Below are 15,346 nucleotides of genomic sequence, written 5' to 3' on the forward strand. Positions count from 1 at the left end.
CCCTCCGGGCTGCCCCGTCCGCCGGGTGCCGGGACCTTGCGGCCCGTCGTGGCTTGTCGCGCAGTTCCCCGCGCCCCTGCGGGCGCGAGCTTCTTTCGCGGAAGAGCCGAGCAACACAGGGGCGCGGGGAACTGCGCGAACAGCCCACCACCGGCGGGTGGTCCCTCAGCCGACAGGACACACCACCCCGGGGGGTCAGGGGCACCCCGCCTACGTGAGGTTGTGGAGGGTGCGGGCCTTGTCGGTGATGTCGGTGAGGAAGGTGTGGGCGCGGGGGGAAGCCGCGGTGGTGAGCCACTCCTGGTCGATGTCGCAGACGGTGATCGTCACCCCGGTGCCGGCCAGCGCCAGCGGCAACGTGTGCACGACGGTGGAGGGGAAGGAGAGCACCGCGCGCCCGATCGGCCCGCGGCGGGCGACGAGTTCGAGCGGCAGGTCCGGCCGTACGATCTCCAGCCCGGTCTCCGCGGCGAGCCGGTGGAGCTTCGCCGGGGCCTCCCGGCGGTGCGCGAAGTACCTCCGGGCACCGTGGCGTTCGGCGAGCCCGCGGACGACGGCGAGGTAGCGGTCGGGGTCCACGACACCGGTCTCGACCAGCGAGGTGCCGATCAGGTCGGTGCCCGCGAGGGTCCGCGGCGGCCCGAACCGCCCCCGGGTCCAGGCGAACCGGTTGGCGCGCAGCGCCATTCCGGGCGGCGGCGTCGCCGGCATCGCGCTGAACAGCTCGATCCGGGAGCGCCGCCGGGGGGTGAGCCGTCGGCGCGCGCTGCGGGCGAAGACGCCGAACGCCACGTCCGCCGGGGAGCGCCGCTTCCCGCTGCGGTGCCAGCGCACCAGCTTCCCGCGCCGCGCCAGGATCTCGGTGAACTCCATGGTCGCGGTGCCGTCGTCGACGACGGTGATGTCCTTGGCCCGGCACAGCGGCAGCAGCACCTGCACCAGCCGGGAGAAAGGGTCGCCGATCACCAGCCGCTTCACCCGTATCAGGGTCGGTGCCAGCGCGAACGCGGTCCGCAGCAGCCCGCCGCGGCCGCCGCGCGCCTCGTACCACCGCACCGACGCGCCCTCGTCCCGGGCGAGTTCGGCCATCCGCCGCAACTGGCCGCGGCTGGTGGGGTCTGCGGGCGAGAGCACCACCACGGTCAGCGGCGCGACCTGCTCACCCGGTGCGGCCGGCGGCCGGACGTGGGCCCACTCCAGCACGTTGAGCAGCTGCACGGGCGACTCGACGAGCGCGACGGCACCCGGTGGGGCGGGCCGGTCGGCCATTCGGCTTCCTTTCGGTGGGCGGCCGCACGCGTCCGCCGTCAGCTCGGCCCGCGCCCACGTGCGGCTCCTTCCGCGGAGGGAGCCGCACGCGCGGGCGCGGGCAATGGGGTTGGTGCCCGGGCGGAGCGGTCAGACCGTCGCGTCGGCCGTCTGCTGCGCCTCGGCCACCACGCCGGCCACCCGGCGCAGCTTCTTCATCGGGCCGATCTCGCCCTCGTAGACCTTCTTCACGCCGTCGCCGAGCGAGGTCTCGATGATGCGGATGTCGCGCACCAGGCGCTCCAGGCCCTGGGTCTCGACGGACGCGGCCTGGTCCGAGCCCCACATGGCGCGGTCGAGGGTGATGTGGCGCTCCACGAAGACCGCGCCGAGCGCGACCGCGGCGAGCGTGGTCTGGAGGCCGACCTCGTGGCCGGAGTAGCCGACGGGGACGTTCGGGAACTCGGACTGGAGGGTGTTGATCATGCGCAGGTTGAGCTCTTCGTGCTTCGCCGGGTAGGTCGACGTGGCGTGGCAGAGCACGATGTTGTCGCTGCCGAGCACCTCGACCGCGTGGCGGATCTGCTTCGGCGTCGACATGCCGGTGGACAGCACCACGGTGCGGCCGGTGGCGCGCAGCGCCCGCAGCAGCTCGTCGTCGGTGAGGCAGGCCGAGGCGACCTTGTGCACCGGCACGTTGAACTTCTCCAGGAACTCCACCGAGGGCACGTCCCACGGGGAGGCGAACCAGTCGATGCCCCGCTTGCGGCAGTACTCGTCGATGGCGCGGTAGCCGTCCTCGTCGAACTCGACGCGGTGCCGGTAGTCGATGTACGTCATCCGGCCCCAGGGGGTGTCGCGCTCGATCTCCCACTGGTCGCGCGGGGTGCAGATCTCCGGGGTGCGCTTCTGGAACTTGACCGCGTCGCAGCCGGCGGCCACGGCCGCGTCGATCAGGGCGAACGCGTTCTCCAGGTCGCCGTTGTGGTTGATGCCGATCTCGCCGGTGATGTACACGGGCTGGCCGTTGCCGATGTGGCGGGAGCCGACGGCGCGGAGGTTGGCGGGGAGCGTGGTGGTCACGGCGTGTTCCTTCACTACGGGGGTTGGGACTGGGGGTTGGCGCGGGCCGGAAGCCCGGGGGACGCAGGAACCGGAAAGGCGAGGGGAGTTCGGGGCGGCCGGGCTCAGCGGGCGAGCGTGGGGCCGAGCAGCCAGGCGGCGATCTCGCGGATCGCGCCGTCGCCGCCGTCCCGGGTGGTCACCGCGCGGGCGGCGGCGCGCACCACGTCGTGGGCGCCGGCCACGGCGACCGGCCAGCCGACGAGGCCGAAGCACGGCAGGTCGTTGACGTCGTTGCCCGCGTACAGCACCCGCTCGGGGGCGATGCCCTGCTCCTCGCACCACTGCTTGAGCGCCAGGTCCTTGCGGTCGATGCCGTGCAGCACCGGCACCTGGAGCTTGCGGGCGCGGGCGGCCACCACCGGGTTGGTCTCGGTGGACAGGATCAGCACGGGGACGCCCGCGCGGCGCAGCGCGGCGATGCCGAGGCCGTCGCCGCGGTGCACGCTGACCGTCTCGTGGCCGTCGGCGTCGATCAGCACCCGGTCGTCGGTCTGGGTGCCGTCGAAGTCGAGGACGACCGCGTCGACGTCGTCGCGGCGGGGCGTGGTGACTCCGGCGTCGAGCAGCGGGGCGAGGGCGCGGGCCCGCTCCAGGTCGGCGGGCTCGTCGATCTCCAGCACCCGGGCCGGGTCGGTCCACACCAGGCTGGTGCGGCCGAAGAAGCGGTGCCGGGCGGCGCGGAAGCCGTCGGCGCGGAAGCCGTAGGCGGCGCCGGTCTCCAGCAGGTCCTGCGGGCGGTCCTGGCGGCGCGGGCGGGTGGACTTGTCGTGGTTGACGCCCACGCCGTTGCCGCGGAAGTCCGCGCCGCCCGCGCCTTCGGCGCCGTGCGAGCCGTGCGAGCCGTGCGAGCCGCCGGCAGCCTCGGCGGCGTCCGGGCGGTCGGCCCGCCAGACGAAGCCGTGGAAAGGCGCGACGGTGTGCGCGGTGTCGGCGCCGCCCTCGGTGATCGCCTCGACCACCCCGTCCAGTTCCTCGCCGGTGACGAAGGGGCTGGTGCACTGGACGAGCAGCACCACCTCGGCGGCCGCGCCGCTCATCGCCTCGTAGGCGTCCATCGCGTGCAGCACCGCGGCCTCGCTGGTCGCGGTGTCCCCGGCGATCGCCGCCGGGCGCAGCACCACCTCGGCGCCCGCCGAGCGGGCCACCTCGGCGATCGCCGGGTCGTCGGTGGAGACCACGGTCGCGGTGATCCGGCGGGCGGCGCCGCAGGCGCGCACCGCGCGGGCCACCAGCGGCACCCCCCCGACCGTCGCCACGTTCTTGCCGGGCACGCCCTTGGAGCCGCCGCGGGCGGGGATCACGGCGAGGACCCGCGCCTCGCCGGCCGACGCGCGGGACGGCTCCCCCGCGGACGTGATCGTCTGGGTCATCGTGCGGCTCCTGTCGTGGGGGTCGTGCGGGCCGCGGTCGCGGCGGGACGCGCCGCTTCGGCGCGTGCGGGGCGCACCGGGGTGCGCGGACTCGTACGGAGGCAGGTGCGCGGGCCGGGCGGCGGCGTCCCGCCGAGCCCCGGGCCCGCGGTGCGCGGCCGGCTCACAGCTGGCCCCAGCGGCGGATGGCCGGGGCGACGCGCTGCACGCCCTGGCGGTAGGCGGTGCGGGCGGACTTGCGGATCATCCGGCGGGCGGCCTTGCGCACCCGGTTGCTGCCGCCGGCGGCGGTGGCCGCGCGGACCGCGGGCAGGCCCTCGGGGTCCAGGCCCTGGCGGGCGAGGATGCCGGGCAGGTAGCCGGGCGCGGTGCGCAGCGTGTAGTAGGGGGTCAGCCGCGGCAGCCGGCCGGCGGCGAGCAGGGCCCGTACGCGGGCCCGCAGGTCGGCGTACGGGTCGCCGAGCGCCACCCCGTGGGCGGCGGTCCAGTCCGGGTCGGCCTTGGGCAGTTCGCCGTCGTCGAGCTGGTCCCAGGAGGCCAGGCAGCCCGAGCCGAGGAAGTGGTGGTTGCCCAGCGGCTCGCGGATACCGAGGTCGGTGAGGATGGCCGTGGGTATGCCGCGGTAGAGCGACTCCAGCGCGGCGGTGGAGCTGACCGTGACGAGCAGGTCGGTGCGGTCGAGCACCTCGCCCATCGCCCCGTAGACCAGCGAGACGTTCGCCGGCGGCTCCAGCGACTGCATCAGGTGCTGGTAGGGGTGCTCCTCGACGTGCGTGGTCTGCTCGCCGGGCATGCTGCGCAGCTTCACCAGCACCTCGCGGTCGGGGTGCCGCCGGGCATGCTCGACGGCCCGGCGCAGCAGGTACAGCCGGTCCGGGCGCTCGGCGGGCGCCGACGGCTGCACCGCGAAGGTGACGGTGAACGGGGTGCTCGGGTCGCGGCGGTAGGGCGCGCCGTCCAGGAACGGCAGCGCCGTCTCCACGATCGCGCCGGTCGGGAAGCCGACCCCTTCGTACACCGCGCGGAACCGCAGCGCGTCGTCGGTGCTGTTGGCGAGCACCACGTCGGCGCCGGCCCGCAGCAGCAGCCCGTCGGCGAGCTTCTCGTAGACCACGCCGACGTAACCGGTGACCACCACCGGCCGGTTGGCGTGGCCGCGCCAGGCCCGGTCCAGGCCGTGCAGGAAGCACTGGATGGTGCCGCCCACGCAGGAGATGACGAGCACGTCGCAGGTGTCCGCGCCGACCTCGGCGAGGATCTCGGCGGTGGTCTGCTCGGTCATCGAGTCGGCGGTGATGCCGAGTTCGGCGAGTTGGCGCTGCGTGGGGGTGGCACGGCCGCGGAGGAAGCGGGCGTCGATCCGCGCGTCCGGCGCGATCCGGCGCGCGGTCAGCGCACCCCACTTCCAACGGGTGTCCGAATCGGCGATCACCGTGACCCGCAGGGGCCCTGACGTACGTTCTGGCACATCGCAGACAGTAGGAAGCAGGTGGGTGGAATGGACTAATCGAAGGCCAACGGAAGGTAAACAGAATGCCGATACTTCGCGAGCTGCGGGCCGTCGCAAAGGGCACACCCGGTCGACATTCTCCGTTTACCTGGAAGTACGAATTCGGCAAAGTACCGGGCCGGAGCGCGTCCTAAAGTAATCGGGTGGTCAAGCTCTCCGTCATCGTGCCGTTTTTCAATGTGCAGCCATTCGTCCCCGACGCGCTGAGAAGCCTGCGGGCCAACGCCCGCGACGACTTCGAGTTCCTGCTGATGGACGACGGGTCGACCGACCGGACCCCGCAACTCCTGGAGGAGGGCGTCGGTTCGCTGCCCGGTGCCCGGATCATCCGCCGGGACCACACCGGGGTCGCCGCGCTGCGCAACGCGGGCATCGACGCGGCGCGCGGCGAGTACCTGACGTTCATGGACGGCGACGACTGGCTCGCCCCCGGCTACCTGCCGCAACTGGTGCGCGCCATGGACGACCTGGACGTCGACTTCCTGCGCACCGACCACGTGCAGTGCACCGGCACCAGCCGCAATGTGATCCGCGCCCCGCACGGCCGGCGCAACGCCCGGATCGACCCGCGCTCCGCGATCCTGCCGGCCAACCGGCCCACGCTGGTGGACTACCCCTACTCCTGGGCCGGCGCCTACCACCGGCGGATCGTCGAACAGGGCCTGGTGCACATGCCCGAGCACCTGCGCACCGCCGAGGACCGGCCGTGGATCTGGCGGCTGCACCGCGAGGCGAAGTCCTGCGCGGTGGTCGGCCTGCTCGGCGTGCACTACCGGCGCGGGGTGACCACCTCGCTGACCCAGATCGGCGACGAGCGCCAACTCGACTTCGTACGCTCCTTCGACCAGGTCATAGCCGAACTCGCCGGCGACCGGGACGAGGAGCGGTTCCTGCCCAAGGCCATCCGCAACTACTGCGCGATCATCGCCCACCACCTGGACAACATCGACCGGTTCGAGCCCGCGCTCGCCCGGCAGTTGAAGACGCTGTCCGCCGCCGCGCTGGGCCGGCTGCCCGCGCAGTTGCTCGCGGACGCGCTCGACTCGATGGACGACGAACGCAGCGCCCGGGTCCGCCGGCTGCGCGGGCGGATGGCGGCCAGAGGCGACAGCGGCGGCCCCGGCGCCGACGGCGAGGCCGACGCGCGCGACAACGCGACCAGCGGATCGGTGATGGCGTGATGGCCCGTACCCAGCTCCTCCTCGCCTCGACCCTGTACGGGATGGCCACGCTCGCCGCGGCCGTCGACGCCGGTGCGCTGCCGCCCGCCGACCGCAGGGTGCTGGTGGTCAGCAACAACGCGGGCGTGCCCGAGACCCACGACGCCCCGGACCGGGCGCCCGGCTTCGAGCCGCTGCGCGGCCGCTTCGACAAGGTGGTGTCCTGGAACGAGGCGATCCGCCCGCTGCACCCGGGCGGCTGGTCCCCGCGCACCGACGAAGTCCCCATGTGGGAGCGGTACTTCCGGCAGCTGTGGCAGCTGGGCGAGGACGACCTGGACCTGGTGGTGGAGTCCCTCCAGGTCGCGCCCGCGCTCTCCTTCGCGCAGGTCTTCACCGGCGCGCCGATCACCGTCTACGCCGACGGCCTGATGTCCTACGGCCCGACCCGCAACAAGCTCGGGCTGCTGGTGGACACCCGGATCGACGCGCTGCTCCACCTGGACCTGGTACCCGGTCTGGAGCCGCTGCTGCTCAGCGAGTTCCAGGTGCCCTCGCGGGTGGTGCCCAGCGCGGAGTTCACGAAGGTGCTCGCCGAAGTGGCCGACGCCACCCGCGGCTTCGGCGCGGCGGACCCGGCGGACCCGGTCGACGCGCTGCCGCGCGACGCGGCGCTGCTGCTGGGCCAGTACCTGTCGGCGCTGGGCATCCTCAGCGTCGAGGAGGAGGAGCGGCTGCACCTGTCGCTGGTGCGCGGCGCGGTCGCCCTCGGCCACCGCAAGCTGGTCTTCAAGCCGCACCCGACCGCCCCCTCGCACTGGCTGGAGCCGCTGCGGCAGGAGGCGCGCACGCTCGGCGCCGAACTGACCGTGCTGGACACCCCGGTGCTGGCCGAGGTGGTCTACCAGCGCGCCCGCCCGGCCCTGGTGGCCGGCTGCTTCTCCACCGCGCTGCTCACCGCGTCCGCGCTCTACGGCATCCCCGTCGCCCGCAGCGGCACCAAGCTGCTGCTCGACCGGCTCGCCCCCTACCAGAACAGCAACCGGGTGCCGGTGACCATCGTGCACGCGCTGCTGCCCGACATCTCCGACGCGGCCGCCGTACGGGCCTGGACCCCGCCCTCGCCGGAGCAGGTGGCCGCCGACCTCACCCCGCTGCTGCACACCGTCGGGTACTGCATGCAGGCCGAGGCGTACCCGCATCTGCGGGCGGAGGCCGAGGCATGGCTGGCGGCCCACCTCGGGCCCGGGGTGCAGCCGTACTTCAAACGCCGCCGGCTGACCTCGCTCGGGCTGCCCGGCGCGCTGCCGCCCAAGCGGTCGCTGGTGCCGCGGGTGCGGGCGGTCCGGCAGGTGGCGCGCGGCGCCCGCGCGCTGAAGAAGGCGACGCTCGGCTGAGCGCGGCGCGGGGCCAGGGGTACGGGCGGGCCCGGTGCGGCCGCCGGGGACGGGCGGTGCCCCGATTAACGGACACGGGAGCTCATACGCCCTGCCCTACGATGGAACAGTGAGCGATATCACCCGTGGGAGTCTGCGCGAACAGCCGACGCGCGCCGAGGCGATCCTCGCGGCCGGGCTGCGCGACGAGAAGAGGCGGCAGACCCGGCGGCACATCGCCGAGGTGGCCACCGGGCTGTTCCTCGAACACGGCTTCGCCCGGGTGACCATCGCCGAGGTGGCCCGCACCGCCGAGGTGTCGGTGAACACCGTCTACACCTACTTCCCCTCCAAAGAGGACCTGGTCTTCTACCCCGAGGAGGCGTCCGCCCAGCGGATGGTGCAGATGGTCCGGGACCGCGCGCCCGGCCAGTCCGCGGCCGGGGCGGTGCTCGCCGCGCTGCGCGGGGAGCTGCGGGCCGGGGACCGCATGGTCGGCCTCACCCAGGGGTTCGGCCGCTTCCTTGAGATGGTCCGCGCCGAGCCGACGCTCTCCGCCCGCCTGGACGCCACCAACCGCGAGATGGTCGACGCGCTCGCCGAGACGCTCGCCGAGGAGACCGGCGCGGCCGGAGGCGACCCCATGCCCCGCCTGGTGGCCTCCCAGCTCGGCTGGGCGCAGGAGCAGCTCTTCCGGGAGATCGGGGAGCGCTCGCGCGCCGGGCGCCCGCCCGGCACCGTCGCCGAGGACGCGCTCGCGCTGCTCGACTGCGTCGAGTCGCTGCTCGGTGACCGCGTCCTGACGTACGCGACCCGCTGACCGCGTCCCGCGCGTACGCCACCCGCTGCTCCGGCCCGCCCTGTTCCGTTTCCGCCCCGCGGCTCGCGGCCCCCGCCGCGGGAGAGCGAGCGCGGCCGGGCAGGGGGAAAACGCACCCGGCCGCGCTCTGTGTCGTGGCCACCGGCACGGGGAGAGCCGGCGTCCACCGGGTCGATGACCAGTCGACCCATTACATAAGGGCGACACAGGGCCCGGAAGTGTCACCCACCCCGTTCGCCACCCTGGCCGGCGCCGGGCGCGACCGGCTCAGTGCCCGGTGCTGCGGCCCTTGTCCCAGCCCAGGCGGCGCCCGCGGTCCAGGCGGTTCACCGTCCCTTCGTCATCCCCGTGCTCGTCGTCGTCGGTGTCCCCCGGCGGCAGGAAGGACAGCCCGTCGGTGGGCAGGGTGCCGGCGTGGGAGGACGGCGATGCCGGCGGAGCTGTCGAAGGGGTCGAAGGGGTCGGAGCCGTCGGGTCGGGCGACTCCTCGGGTTGCAGCGCGTTCCGCCCGGACACACCCGAGCCGCCGGGGTCGGCCGTGGCCCCGCCCCCGTCCGAGGCGGCCGGTACGGGCACGCTGCTGCCCGCCGGGTGCACCGGCTGGCGCCCGCCGCTGCCGGCCGCGGTGGCCGCCACGCCGAGCGCGACACCGCCCAGCGCGACCACGGACGCGGCCGCGGCGAGCGCGATCCGGGTGGACCGCCCCTGCCGTACCCGCCGCGCGCGCCGCGCCCGCACCAGGCGCGCGGACCACGGCGGGAGGGCGGTGTGGCCGCCGACCACGACGGGTTCGGGCAGCGCGTCGCCCGCGGCGACGTCGTCCGCAGCCGTGTCCCTGGCGGCCGCGTCGTCAGCAGCCGCCTCGCCGGAGCACTCGTCCGCGGCCCGCCCGACTGCGACCGGCGGCGCGACCCGTGCCGCGACCCGCGCGGCCCGGAAGGCCGCGAGCGCCTCCTCCTCGCGTACCGGGTCGAGCGGCTGGAGCGCCGCGTGCTCGGCGGCGGCCGCCCGCAGCAGCATCGCCAGCCGGCGCGCCTCGCCCGCGTCCCGGCGGTCGGCCAGCGGCAGCTGACGCCCGGACAACAGCTCCTCCGCCGCCTCCCCGGTCAGCCACCGCCCGCCGGCGCAGGGCGCCCCGGCACCGTCGCCCTGCCCCTCGCGGGGCAGCTGCTCGGCCCGCCGCGGGTGCGGAAACCCCGCCGTCCGTCCGTCGTCGCTCATGCCGCACCCTCGCCGGAACCAGAACCAGAACCAGAACCAGAACCGGGGCCGAAACCGTAAGCGGAGCCGGCACAGGCGCGGGCAGCGGCACCGCAGCCGACACCGGCACCGGCACCGGCACCGGCACCGAACGCATGACCGGACCGCGCCGCCCGCCGCCCGGCGCCCGCGGACGCGGCCGCCACGCCGCCCCCGCCTCCGCCGCCGGTCCCGGTCGTCGACTCCACTCGGCACCGCTCCTCTCCTGCGCCCGCGGGCCTCATCCGCGCACGTCCAACCGCTCCTGCGGCGCGGTGTACGCCGTGCCCTCCCGCACCGCCGATCCCCCCTGCGCCGCCCCGCCCGGCGCGCCCTCATCCTCCCGCCCACCGGAAGCACCGGGCACCCGTTCCTCGGACGCCCGTTCCCCGGCCATCCGTTCCCCGGCTGCCCGCTCCGCGGGTTTCGACTCCCCCGATTCCCCCGGTTCCCGCTCCGCCGCCGACGGCTCGGCCGACAGCTGCTCGGCCAGCCGCCGCAGCCCCCGGTGCGTGGCCATCCGCACCGATCCGGCGCGCCGGCCCAGCACCTGCGCGGCGCTGGTGGAGTCCAGCCCCATCACCACGCGCAGCAGCACCGCCTCGGCCTGCTCGCGCGGCAGCGCCGCTATCGCCGCCAGCGCCCGGTCGGTGGCCACCGACTCCAGCGCCTCCCCGGCGGTGTCGGCCCGTCCGGGCAGCGCGACGAGCTCGTCCACACCGGCCCCGGCCACCGGGCGGCGGCTGCGCGCCCGGATGTGGTCCAGCGCCCGGTTCCGGGCGATCCGCGCCGCCCAGCCCTTGATACCGGTCCCGCCGCCGCGGAAGCTCGGCAGGTCCCGGGCGATCTGCAACCACGCCTCCGAGGCGACGTCCTCCGCGTCGCCCGGCCCGACCAGGCTGCGCACGTACCGCAGCAACTGCGGCTGTACCGCGCGGTACAGCACCCTGAACGCGGTCTCGTCACCGCCTTGCGCCGCGTTCACCGCGGTCTCCAGATCCACTGTCCGGTCCCGCCCCCTCGACCCCCTTGGTCCCCCGCGAACGGGCACCATCCTGCCGCATTCCGGCCGGTGACACTTTCTTACGGTCATACGCCTTACAACTCGGCGGCCGGGGACGCTCCTGTGGGGGGAGGCGGACCCCGGCCGTCTTCACGCCGCTCCGGCCGTCCCCACCGCGCACCTCCGCCCGCGCCTCCACCCTCGACACCGCGCCGGACCGCCCGCGACACGCCCGGTTCCGCCCGGTGTCCACAGCCCGTACGGGTGAATTCACCGATCCGCCCAACCGATCGGGCCGGGGCGGCGTCTACAGTTGCCGTGCCCCCCGTACTGCGCCCAGCCGCGCGCCCGCTTCCGGCGCGCCCGCCCCGCGACCCAGGAGCCCCGCTGTCCAGCGACACGCCGCCCGAGGGACTGCGCCTGCTCAACCGCGCGCCCGCGGCCGACGCCGAAGCAACCCTCCTCACCTGCTGCGGTTCCCACCGCTGGGCCCGCCGGATGACCGCCCACCGCCCCTACCCGACGCTGGAGTCACTGCTCGCCGCCGCGGACGAGGCCGCGTACGACCTCGCGCCCGCCGACCTCGCCGAGGCACTCCAGCAGGAGGACACCACCCCGCTGCCGGACCGCGGCAACCTCGCGGTGCACACCGCGCTGCGCGCCGCCCACGCCGCCTACGAGGCGAAGTTCGGCCATGTCTTCGTCATCGCGCTGGACACCGCCGACCCGGCCGTCGCCCTGGACCAGGCCATGGCCGGCCTGCGCACCCGCCTCGACCACGACGAGGACCACGAGTCGGCCGTCACCGCCGAGCAGTTGCGCCGTATCGCCCGCGCCCGGCTCGCCCGCCTCGCCACCCGCGGCGACGGGCCCCGCCGCCGTGCCCTCGCGCACGCTCACCGGCCGTAGCGTTCACCCGACCGTGCGGGATCGATCACACAAGCACGACCCCGCAGCATCCTGCACAGATCGCGTCGCTACGATGGCCGGGGCCGGTGGACCGTACCCGGCCGGGCGTGACCGACAAGAAGCCGGCAGCCCTCGTCCCGCTTCCGGAGGGTTTTTTCCGTGCCGGCAGGAACGCTCTACCGCGGCCGGGAAGGCATGTGGTCGTGGGTGGCTCATCGAGTCACCGGTGTCCTCATCTTCTTCTTCCTGTTCGTCCATGTCCTCGACACCGCGCTCGTGCGCGTCTCCCCCGAGGACTACGACAAGGTCGTGGCGACCTACAAGACCCCCATCGTCAGCCTGCTGGAGTACGGCCTGGTGGCCGCGATCCTCTTCCACGCGCTGAACGGTCTGCGGATCATCGCCGTCGACTACTGGACCCAGGGCCCCCGCTACCAGAAGCAGATGTTCTGGACGGTGATGGGCCTGTGGGTCGTCCTGATGATCGGCGCGATCTACCCGGTACTCGGCCACGCCGCCCGAGTCCTCTTCGGGAGCTGACGTCCCATGGCCACTGAAGTCTCCCCCAAGGACGCCGTCGAGCTGACCGGCTCCAGCGTCTCCTACAGCCCCGAGAACCCGGCGCCGCTGATCGAGCCGCCGCGGGCCCGGACCAAGCGCACCCCGCGCCGCGGCCGCACCAACTTCGAGCTGTACGGCTGGCTGTTCATGCGGCTGTCCGGCGTGGTGCTCGTGGTGCTGGTCATCGGCCACCTGCTCATCCAGCTGGTGCTGGACGGCGGTGTCACCAAGGTCGGCTTCGCGTTCGTCGCCGGCCGCTGGGCCTCGCCGTTCTGGCAGTTCTGGGACCTGGCCATGCTGTGGCTGGCGATGCTGCACGGCGGCAACGGCCTGCGCACGGTCATCAACGACTACGCCGAGCAGCCGAACACCCGCGTCTGGCTGAAGACGATTCTGTTCACGGCCGTGGCGTTCACCATCGTGCTCGGGTCGCTGGTGATCTTCACCTTCGACCCGAACATCCGCTAGGCCAGGGCAGGGAAGCGACCCCCATGCAATTCCACACGTACGACACCGTCATCGTCGGCGCGGGCGGCGCCGGTATGCGCGCCGCCATCGAGGCGACCAAGCGCAGCCGCACCGCCGTCCTGACCAAGCTCTACCCGACCCGGTCCCACACCGGCGCGGCCCAGGGCGGCATGGCCGCCGCCCTGGCCAACGTCGAGGAGGACAACTGGGAGTGGCACACCTTCGACACGATCAAGGGCGGTGACTACCTGGTCGACCAGGACGCCGCCGAGATCCTGGCGAAGGAGGCCGTCGACGCGGTCCTCGACCTGGAGAAGATGGGCCTGCCGTTCAACCGGACGCCCGAGGGCCGGATCGACCAGCGCCGCTTCGGCGGCCACACCCGCAACCACGGCGAGGCCGCGGTGCGCCGCGCCTGCTACGCCGCGGACCGCACCGGCCACATGATCCTCCAGACGCTGTACCAGAACTGCGTCAAGGAGGGCGTGGAGTTCTTCAACGAGTTCTACGTCCTGGACCAGCTGCTCACCGAGGTCGACGGCGTCAAGCGGTCCGCCGGCGTGGTCGCCTACGAGCTGGCCACCGGCGAGATCCACGTCTTCCAGGCGAAGGCCGTGATCTACGCGTCCGGCGGCACCGGCAAGTTCTTCAAGGTGACGTCCAACGCGCACACCCTCACCGGTGACGGCCAGGCCGCCGTCTACCGGCGCGGACTGCCGCTGGAGGACATGGAGTTCTTCCAGTTCCACCCGACGGGCATCTGGCGGATGGGCATCCTGCTCACCGAGGGCGCCCGCGGCGAGGGCGGCATCCTCCGCAACAAGGACGGCGAGCGCTTCATGGAGAAGTACGCGCCCGTCATGAAGGACCTCGCCTCACGCGACGTCGTCTCCCGCGCGATCTACACCGAGATCCGCGAGGGCCGCGGCTGCGGCCCCGAGGGCGACCACGTCTACCTCGACCTGACCCACCTGCCGCCGGAGCAGCTGGACGCGAAGCTGCCGGACATCACCGAGTTCGCCCGCACCTACCTGGGCATCGAGCCGTACACCGACCCGATCCCGATCCAGCCCACCGCGCACTACGCGATGGGCGGCATCCCCACCAACGTGCACGGCGAGGTGCTCTCCGACAACACCACGGTGGTACCGGGCCTGTACGCGGCCGGCGAGGTCGCCTGCGTCTCCGTGCACGGCGCGAACCGGCTGGGCACCAACTCGCTGCTGGACATCAACGTCTTCGGCCGCCGCTCCGGCATCGCCGCCGCGGAGTACGCCCACGCCAACGACCTGGTGCCGCTGCCGGAGAACCCGGCCGAGCAGGTCGAGGCGCAGGTCGAGCGGCTGCGCGCGTCCACCGGCAACGAGCGGGTGGCCACACTGCGCCTGGAGCTCCAGGAGTGCATGGACGCCAACGTGATGGTCTTCCGCACCGAGCAGACCATCAAGACGGCGGTGGAGAAGATCGCCGAGCTGCGCGAGCGCTACCTCAACGTCTCGATCCAGGACAAGGGCAAGCGGTTCAACACCGACCTGCTGGAGGCCGTCGAGCTGGGCAACCTGCTCGACCTGGCCGAGGTGATGGCGGTCTCCGCGCTGGCCCGCAAGGAGTCCCGCGGCGGCCACTACCGCGAGGACTTCCCCAACCGCGACGACGTCAACTTCATGCGGCACACGATGGCGTACCGCGAGGTGGACGCGAACGGCACCGAGTCGATCCGCCTCGACTACAAGCCGGTCGTGCAGACCCGCTACCAGCCGATGGAGCGTAAGTACTGATGAGCACCCCGACGATCGACAAGCACTCGGCGGCCCTGGACGCGGCCGAGGTCACCGGATCGCACCTGATCCCGATCACCCTGCGGGTGCGCCGCTTCAACCCCGAGGTCTCCGCGGAGTCCGAGTGGGTCGACTACCAGATCCAGGTCGACCCCAAGGAGCGCGTGCTGGACGCGCTGCACAAGGTCAAGTGGGAGATCGACGGCTCGCTGACCTTCCGCCGGTCCTGCGCGCACGGCGTGTGCGGGTCCGACGCGATGCGGATCAACGGCAAGAACCGGCTGGCGTGCAAGACGCTGATCAAGGACATCAGCCCGGAGAAGCCGATCACCATTGAGGCGATCAAGGGCATGACGGTCCTGAAGGACCTCGTGGTCGACATGGAGCCGTTCTTCCAGGCGTACCGCGACGTGATGCCCTTCCTGGTCACCACCGGCAACGAGCCGACCCGCGAGCGGTTGCAGTCCGCCGAGGACCGGGCGCGGTTCGACGACACCACCAAGTGCATCCTGTGCGCGGCGTGCACGTCGTCCTGCCCGGTGTTCTGGAACGACGGGCAGTACTTCGGGCCGGCCGCGATCGTCAACGCGCACCGGTTCATCTTCGACTCCCGCGACGAGGGCGGTGAGCAGCGCCTGGAGATCCTCAACGACAAGGACGGGGTCTGGCGCTGCCGCACCACCTTCAACTGCACGGACGCCTGCCCGCGCGGCATCGAGGTCACCAAGGCGATCCAGGAAGTCAAGCGCGCCCTGATCACCCGCCGCTTCTGATCCTCT

At 73.4% G+C, this 15,346-nt stretch carries 14 protein-coding genes; 8 read left to right on the forward strand and 6 right to left on the reverse strand.

All coding sequences use genetic code 11. The features are described from left to right. Window positions 1-210 precede the first annotated feature (210 nt). The 4 genes from AC3EVP_RS01210 to AC3EVP_RS01225 form a co-directional block, all read right to left on the reverse strand. A complete protein-coding gene (locus tag AC3EVP_RS01210; RefSeq protein ID WP_335981781.1) occupies window positions 211-1,269 on the reverse strand; it encodes a hypothetical protein in 1,059 nt (352 codons plus the stop codon). Between the two features lie 129 nt (window positions 1,270-1,398). Next, entirely contained in the window at window positions 1,399-2,331 is a 933-nt protein-coding gene (locus AC3EVP_RS01215) for an N-acetylneuraminate synthase family protein (protein ID WP_435124909.1), read from the reverse strand. Between the two features lie 104 nt (window positions 2,332-2,435). Further along, window positions 2,436-3,743 (reverse strand): cytidylyltransferase domain-containing protein, encoded by a 1,308-nt coding sequence (locus AC3EVP_RS01220; RefSeq protein WP_435124912.1) that lies wholly within the window; start codon window positions 3,741-3,743, stop codon window positions 2,436-2,438. Between the two features lie 163 nt (window positions 3,744-3,906). Then, on the reverse strand, window positions 3,907-5,211 hold the full coding sequence (locus AC3EVP_RS01225; protein ID WP_435124915.1) for a DUF6716 putative glycosyltransferase: 1,305 nt from the start codon (window positions 5,209-5,211) through the stop codon (window positions 3,907-3,909). A gap of 185 nt (window positions 5,212-5,396) precedes the next feature. Between AC3EVP_RS01225 and AC3EVP_RS01230 the strand changes: the two genes are divergently transcribed. The 3 genes from AC3EVP_RS01230 (at window position 5,397) to AC3EVP_RS01240 (ending at window position 8,609) form a co-directional block, all read left to right on the forward strand. Beyond that, a complete protein-coding gene (locus AC3EVP_RS01230; RefSeq protein WP_335981789.1) occupies window positions 5,397-6,434 on the forward strand; it encodes a glycosyltransferase family 2 protein in 1,038 nt (345 codons plus the stop codon). Beyond that, entirely contained in the window at window positions 6,434-7,810 is a 1,377-nt protein-coding gene (locus AC3EVP_RS01235; RefSeq protein WP_435124918.1) for a polysialyltransferase family glycosyltransferase, read from the forward strand. The genes AC3EVP_RS01230 and AC3EVP_RS01235 overlap by 1 nt, the downstream gene beginning before the upstream one ends. 109 nt (window positions 7,811-7,919) lie before the next feature. Continuing rightward, on the forward strand, window positions 7,920-8,609 hold the full coding sequence (locus AC3EVP_RS01240; protein WP_335981793.1) for a TetR/AcrR family transcriptional regulator: 690 nt from the start codon (window positions 7,920-7,922) through the stop codon (window positions 8,607-8,609). Window positions 8,610-8,876: 267 nt separating this feature from the next. Here AC3EVP_RS01240 and AC3EVP_RS01245 read toward each other — a convergent pair whose 3' ends face one another. Both AC3EVP_RS01245 and AC3EVP_RS01250 read right to left on the reverse strand, forming a co-directional pair. Then, window positions 8,877-9,830, reverse strand: coding sequence for a hypothetical protein (locus AC3EVP_RS01245; RefSeq protein WP_435124922.1), 954 nt, complete (start codon window positions 9,828-9,830; stop codon window positions 8,877-8,879). 259 nt (window positions 9,831-10,089) lie between these two features. After that, the gene (locus AC3EVP_RS01250; protein WP_435124924.1) at window positions 10,090-10,902 is read right to left on the reverse strand and encodes an RNA polymerase sigma factor; all 813 of its coding nucleotides are present in this window, start codon (window positions 10,900-10,902) and stop codon (window positions 10,090-10,092) included. Between the two features lie 267 nt (window positions 10,903-11,169). Here AC3EVP_RS01250 and AC3EVP_RS01255 point away from each other — a divergent pair, with 267 nt between their 5' ends. The 5 genes from AC3EVP_RS01255 (at window position 11,170) to AC3EVP_RS01275 (ending at window position 15,340) form a co-directional block, all read left to right on the forward strand. Next, window positions 11,170-11,760, forward strand: a complete 591-nt coding sequence (locus tag AC3EVP_RS01255) for a 2-oxo-4-hydroxy-4-carboxy-5-ureidoimidazoline decarboxylase (protein WP_435124926.1) — start codon at window positions 11,170-11,172, stop codon at window positions 11,758-11,760. A gap of 159 nt (window positions 11,761-11,919) precedes the next feature. Next, entirely contained in the window at window positions 11,920-12,300 is a 381-nt protein-coding gene (sdhC, locus tag AC3EVP_RS01260; RefSeq protein ID WP_335981801.1) for a succinate dehydrogenase, cytochrome b556 subunit, read from the forward strand. Between the two features lie 6 nt (window positions 12,301-12,306). Continuing rightward, window positions 12,307-12,789, forward strand: a complete 483-nt coding sequence (locus tag AC3EVP_RS01265; protein WP_335981802.1) for a succinate dehydrogenase hydrophobic membrane anchor subunit — start codon at window positions 12,307-12,309, stop codon at window positions 12,787-12,789. Between the two features lie 23 nt (window positions 12,790-12,812). Next, on the forward strand, window positions 12,813-14,567 hold the full coding sequence (gene sdhA, locus AC3EVP_RS01270) for a succinate dehydrogenase flavoprotein subunit (protein ID WP_335981803.1): 1,755 nt from the start codon (window positions 12,813-12,815) through the stop codon (window positions 14,565-14,567). Continuing rightward, on the forward strand, window positions 14,567-15,340 hold the full coding sequence (locus tag AC3EVP_RS01275) for a succinate dehydrogenase iron-sulfur subunit (protein WP_335981804.1): 774 nt from the start codon (window positions 14,567-14,569) through the stop codon (window positions 15,338-15,340). The genes sdhA and AC3EVP_RS01275 overlap by 1 nt, the downstream gene beginning before the upstream one ends. The last annotated feature ends 6 nt before the right edge of the window (window positions 15,341-15,346 follow it).

It is taken from the genome of Actinacidiphila sp. bgisy144, assembly GCF_057708105.1.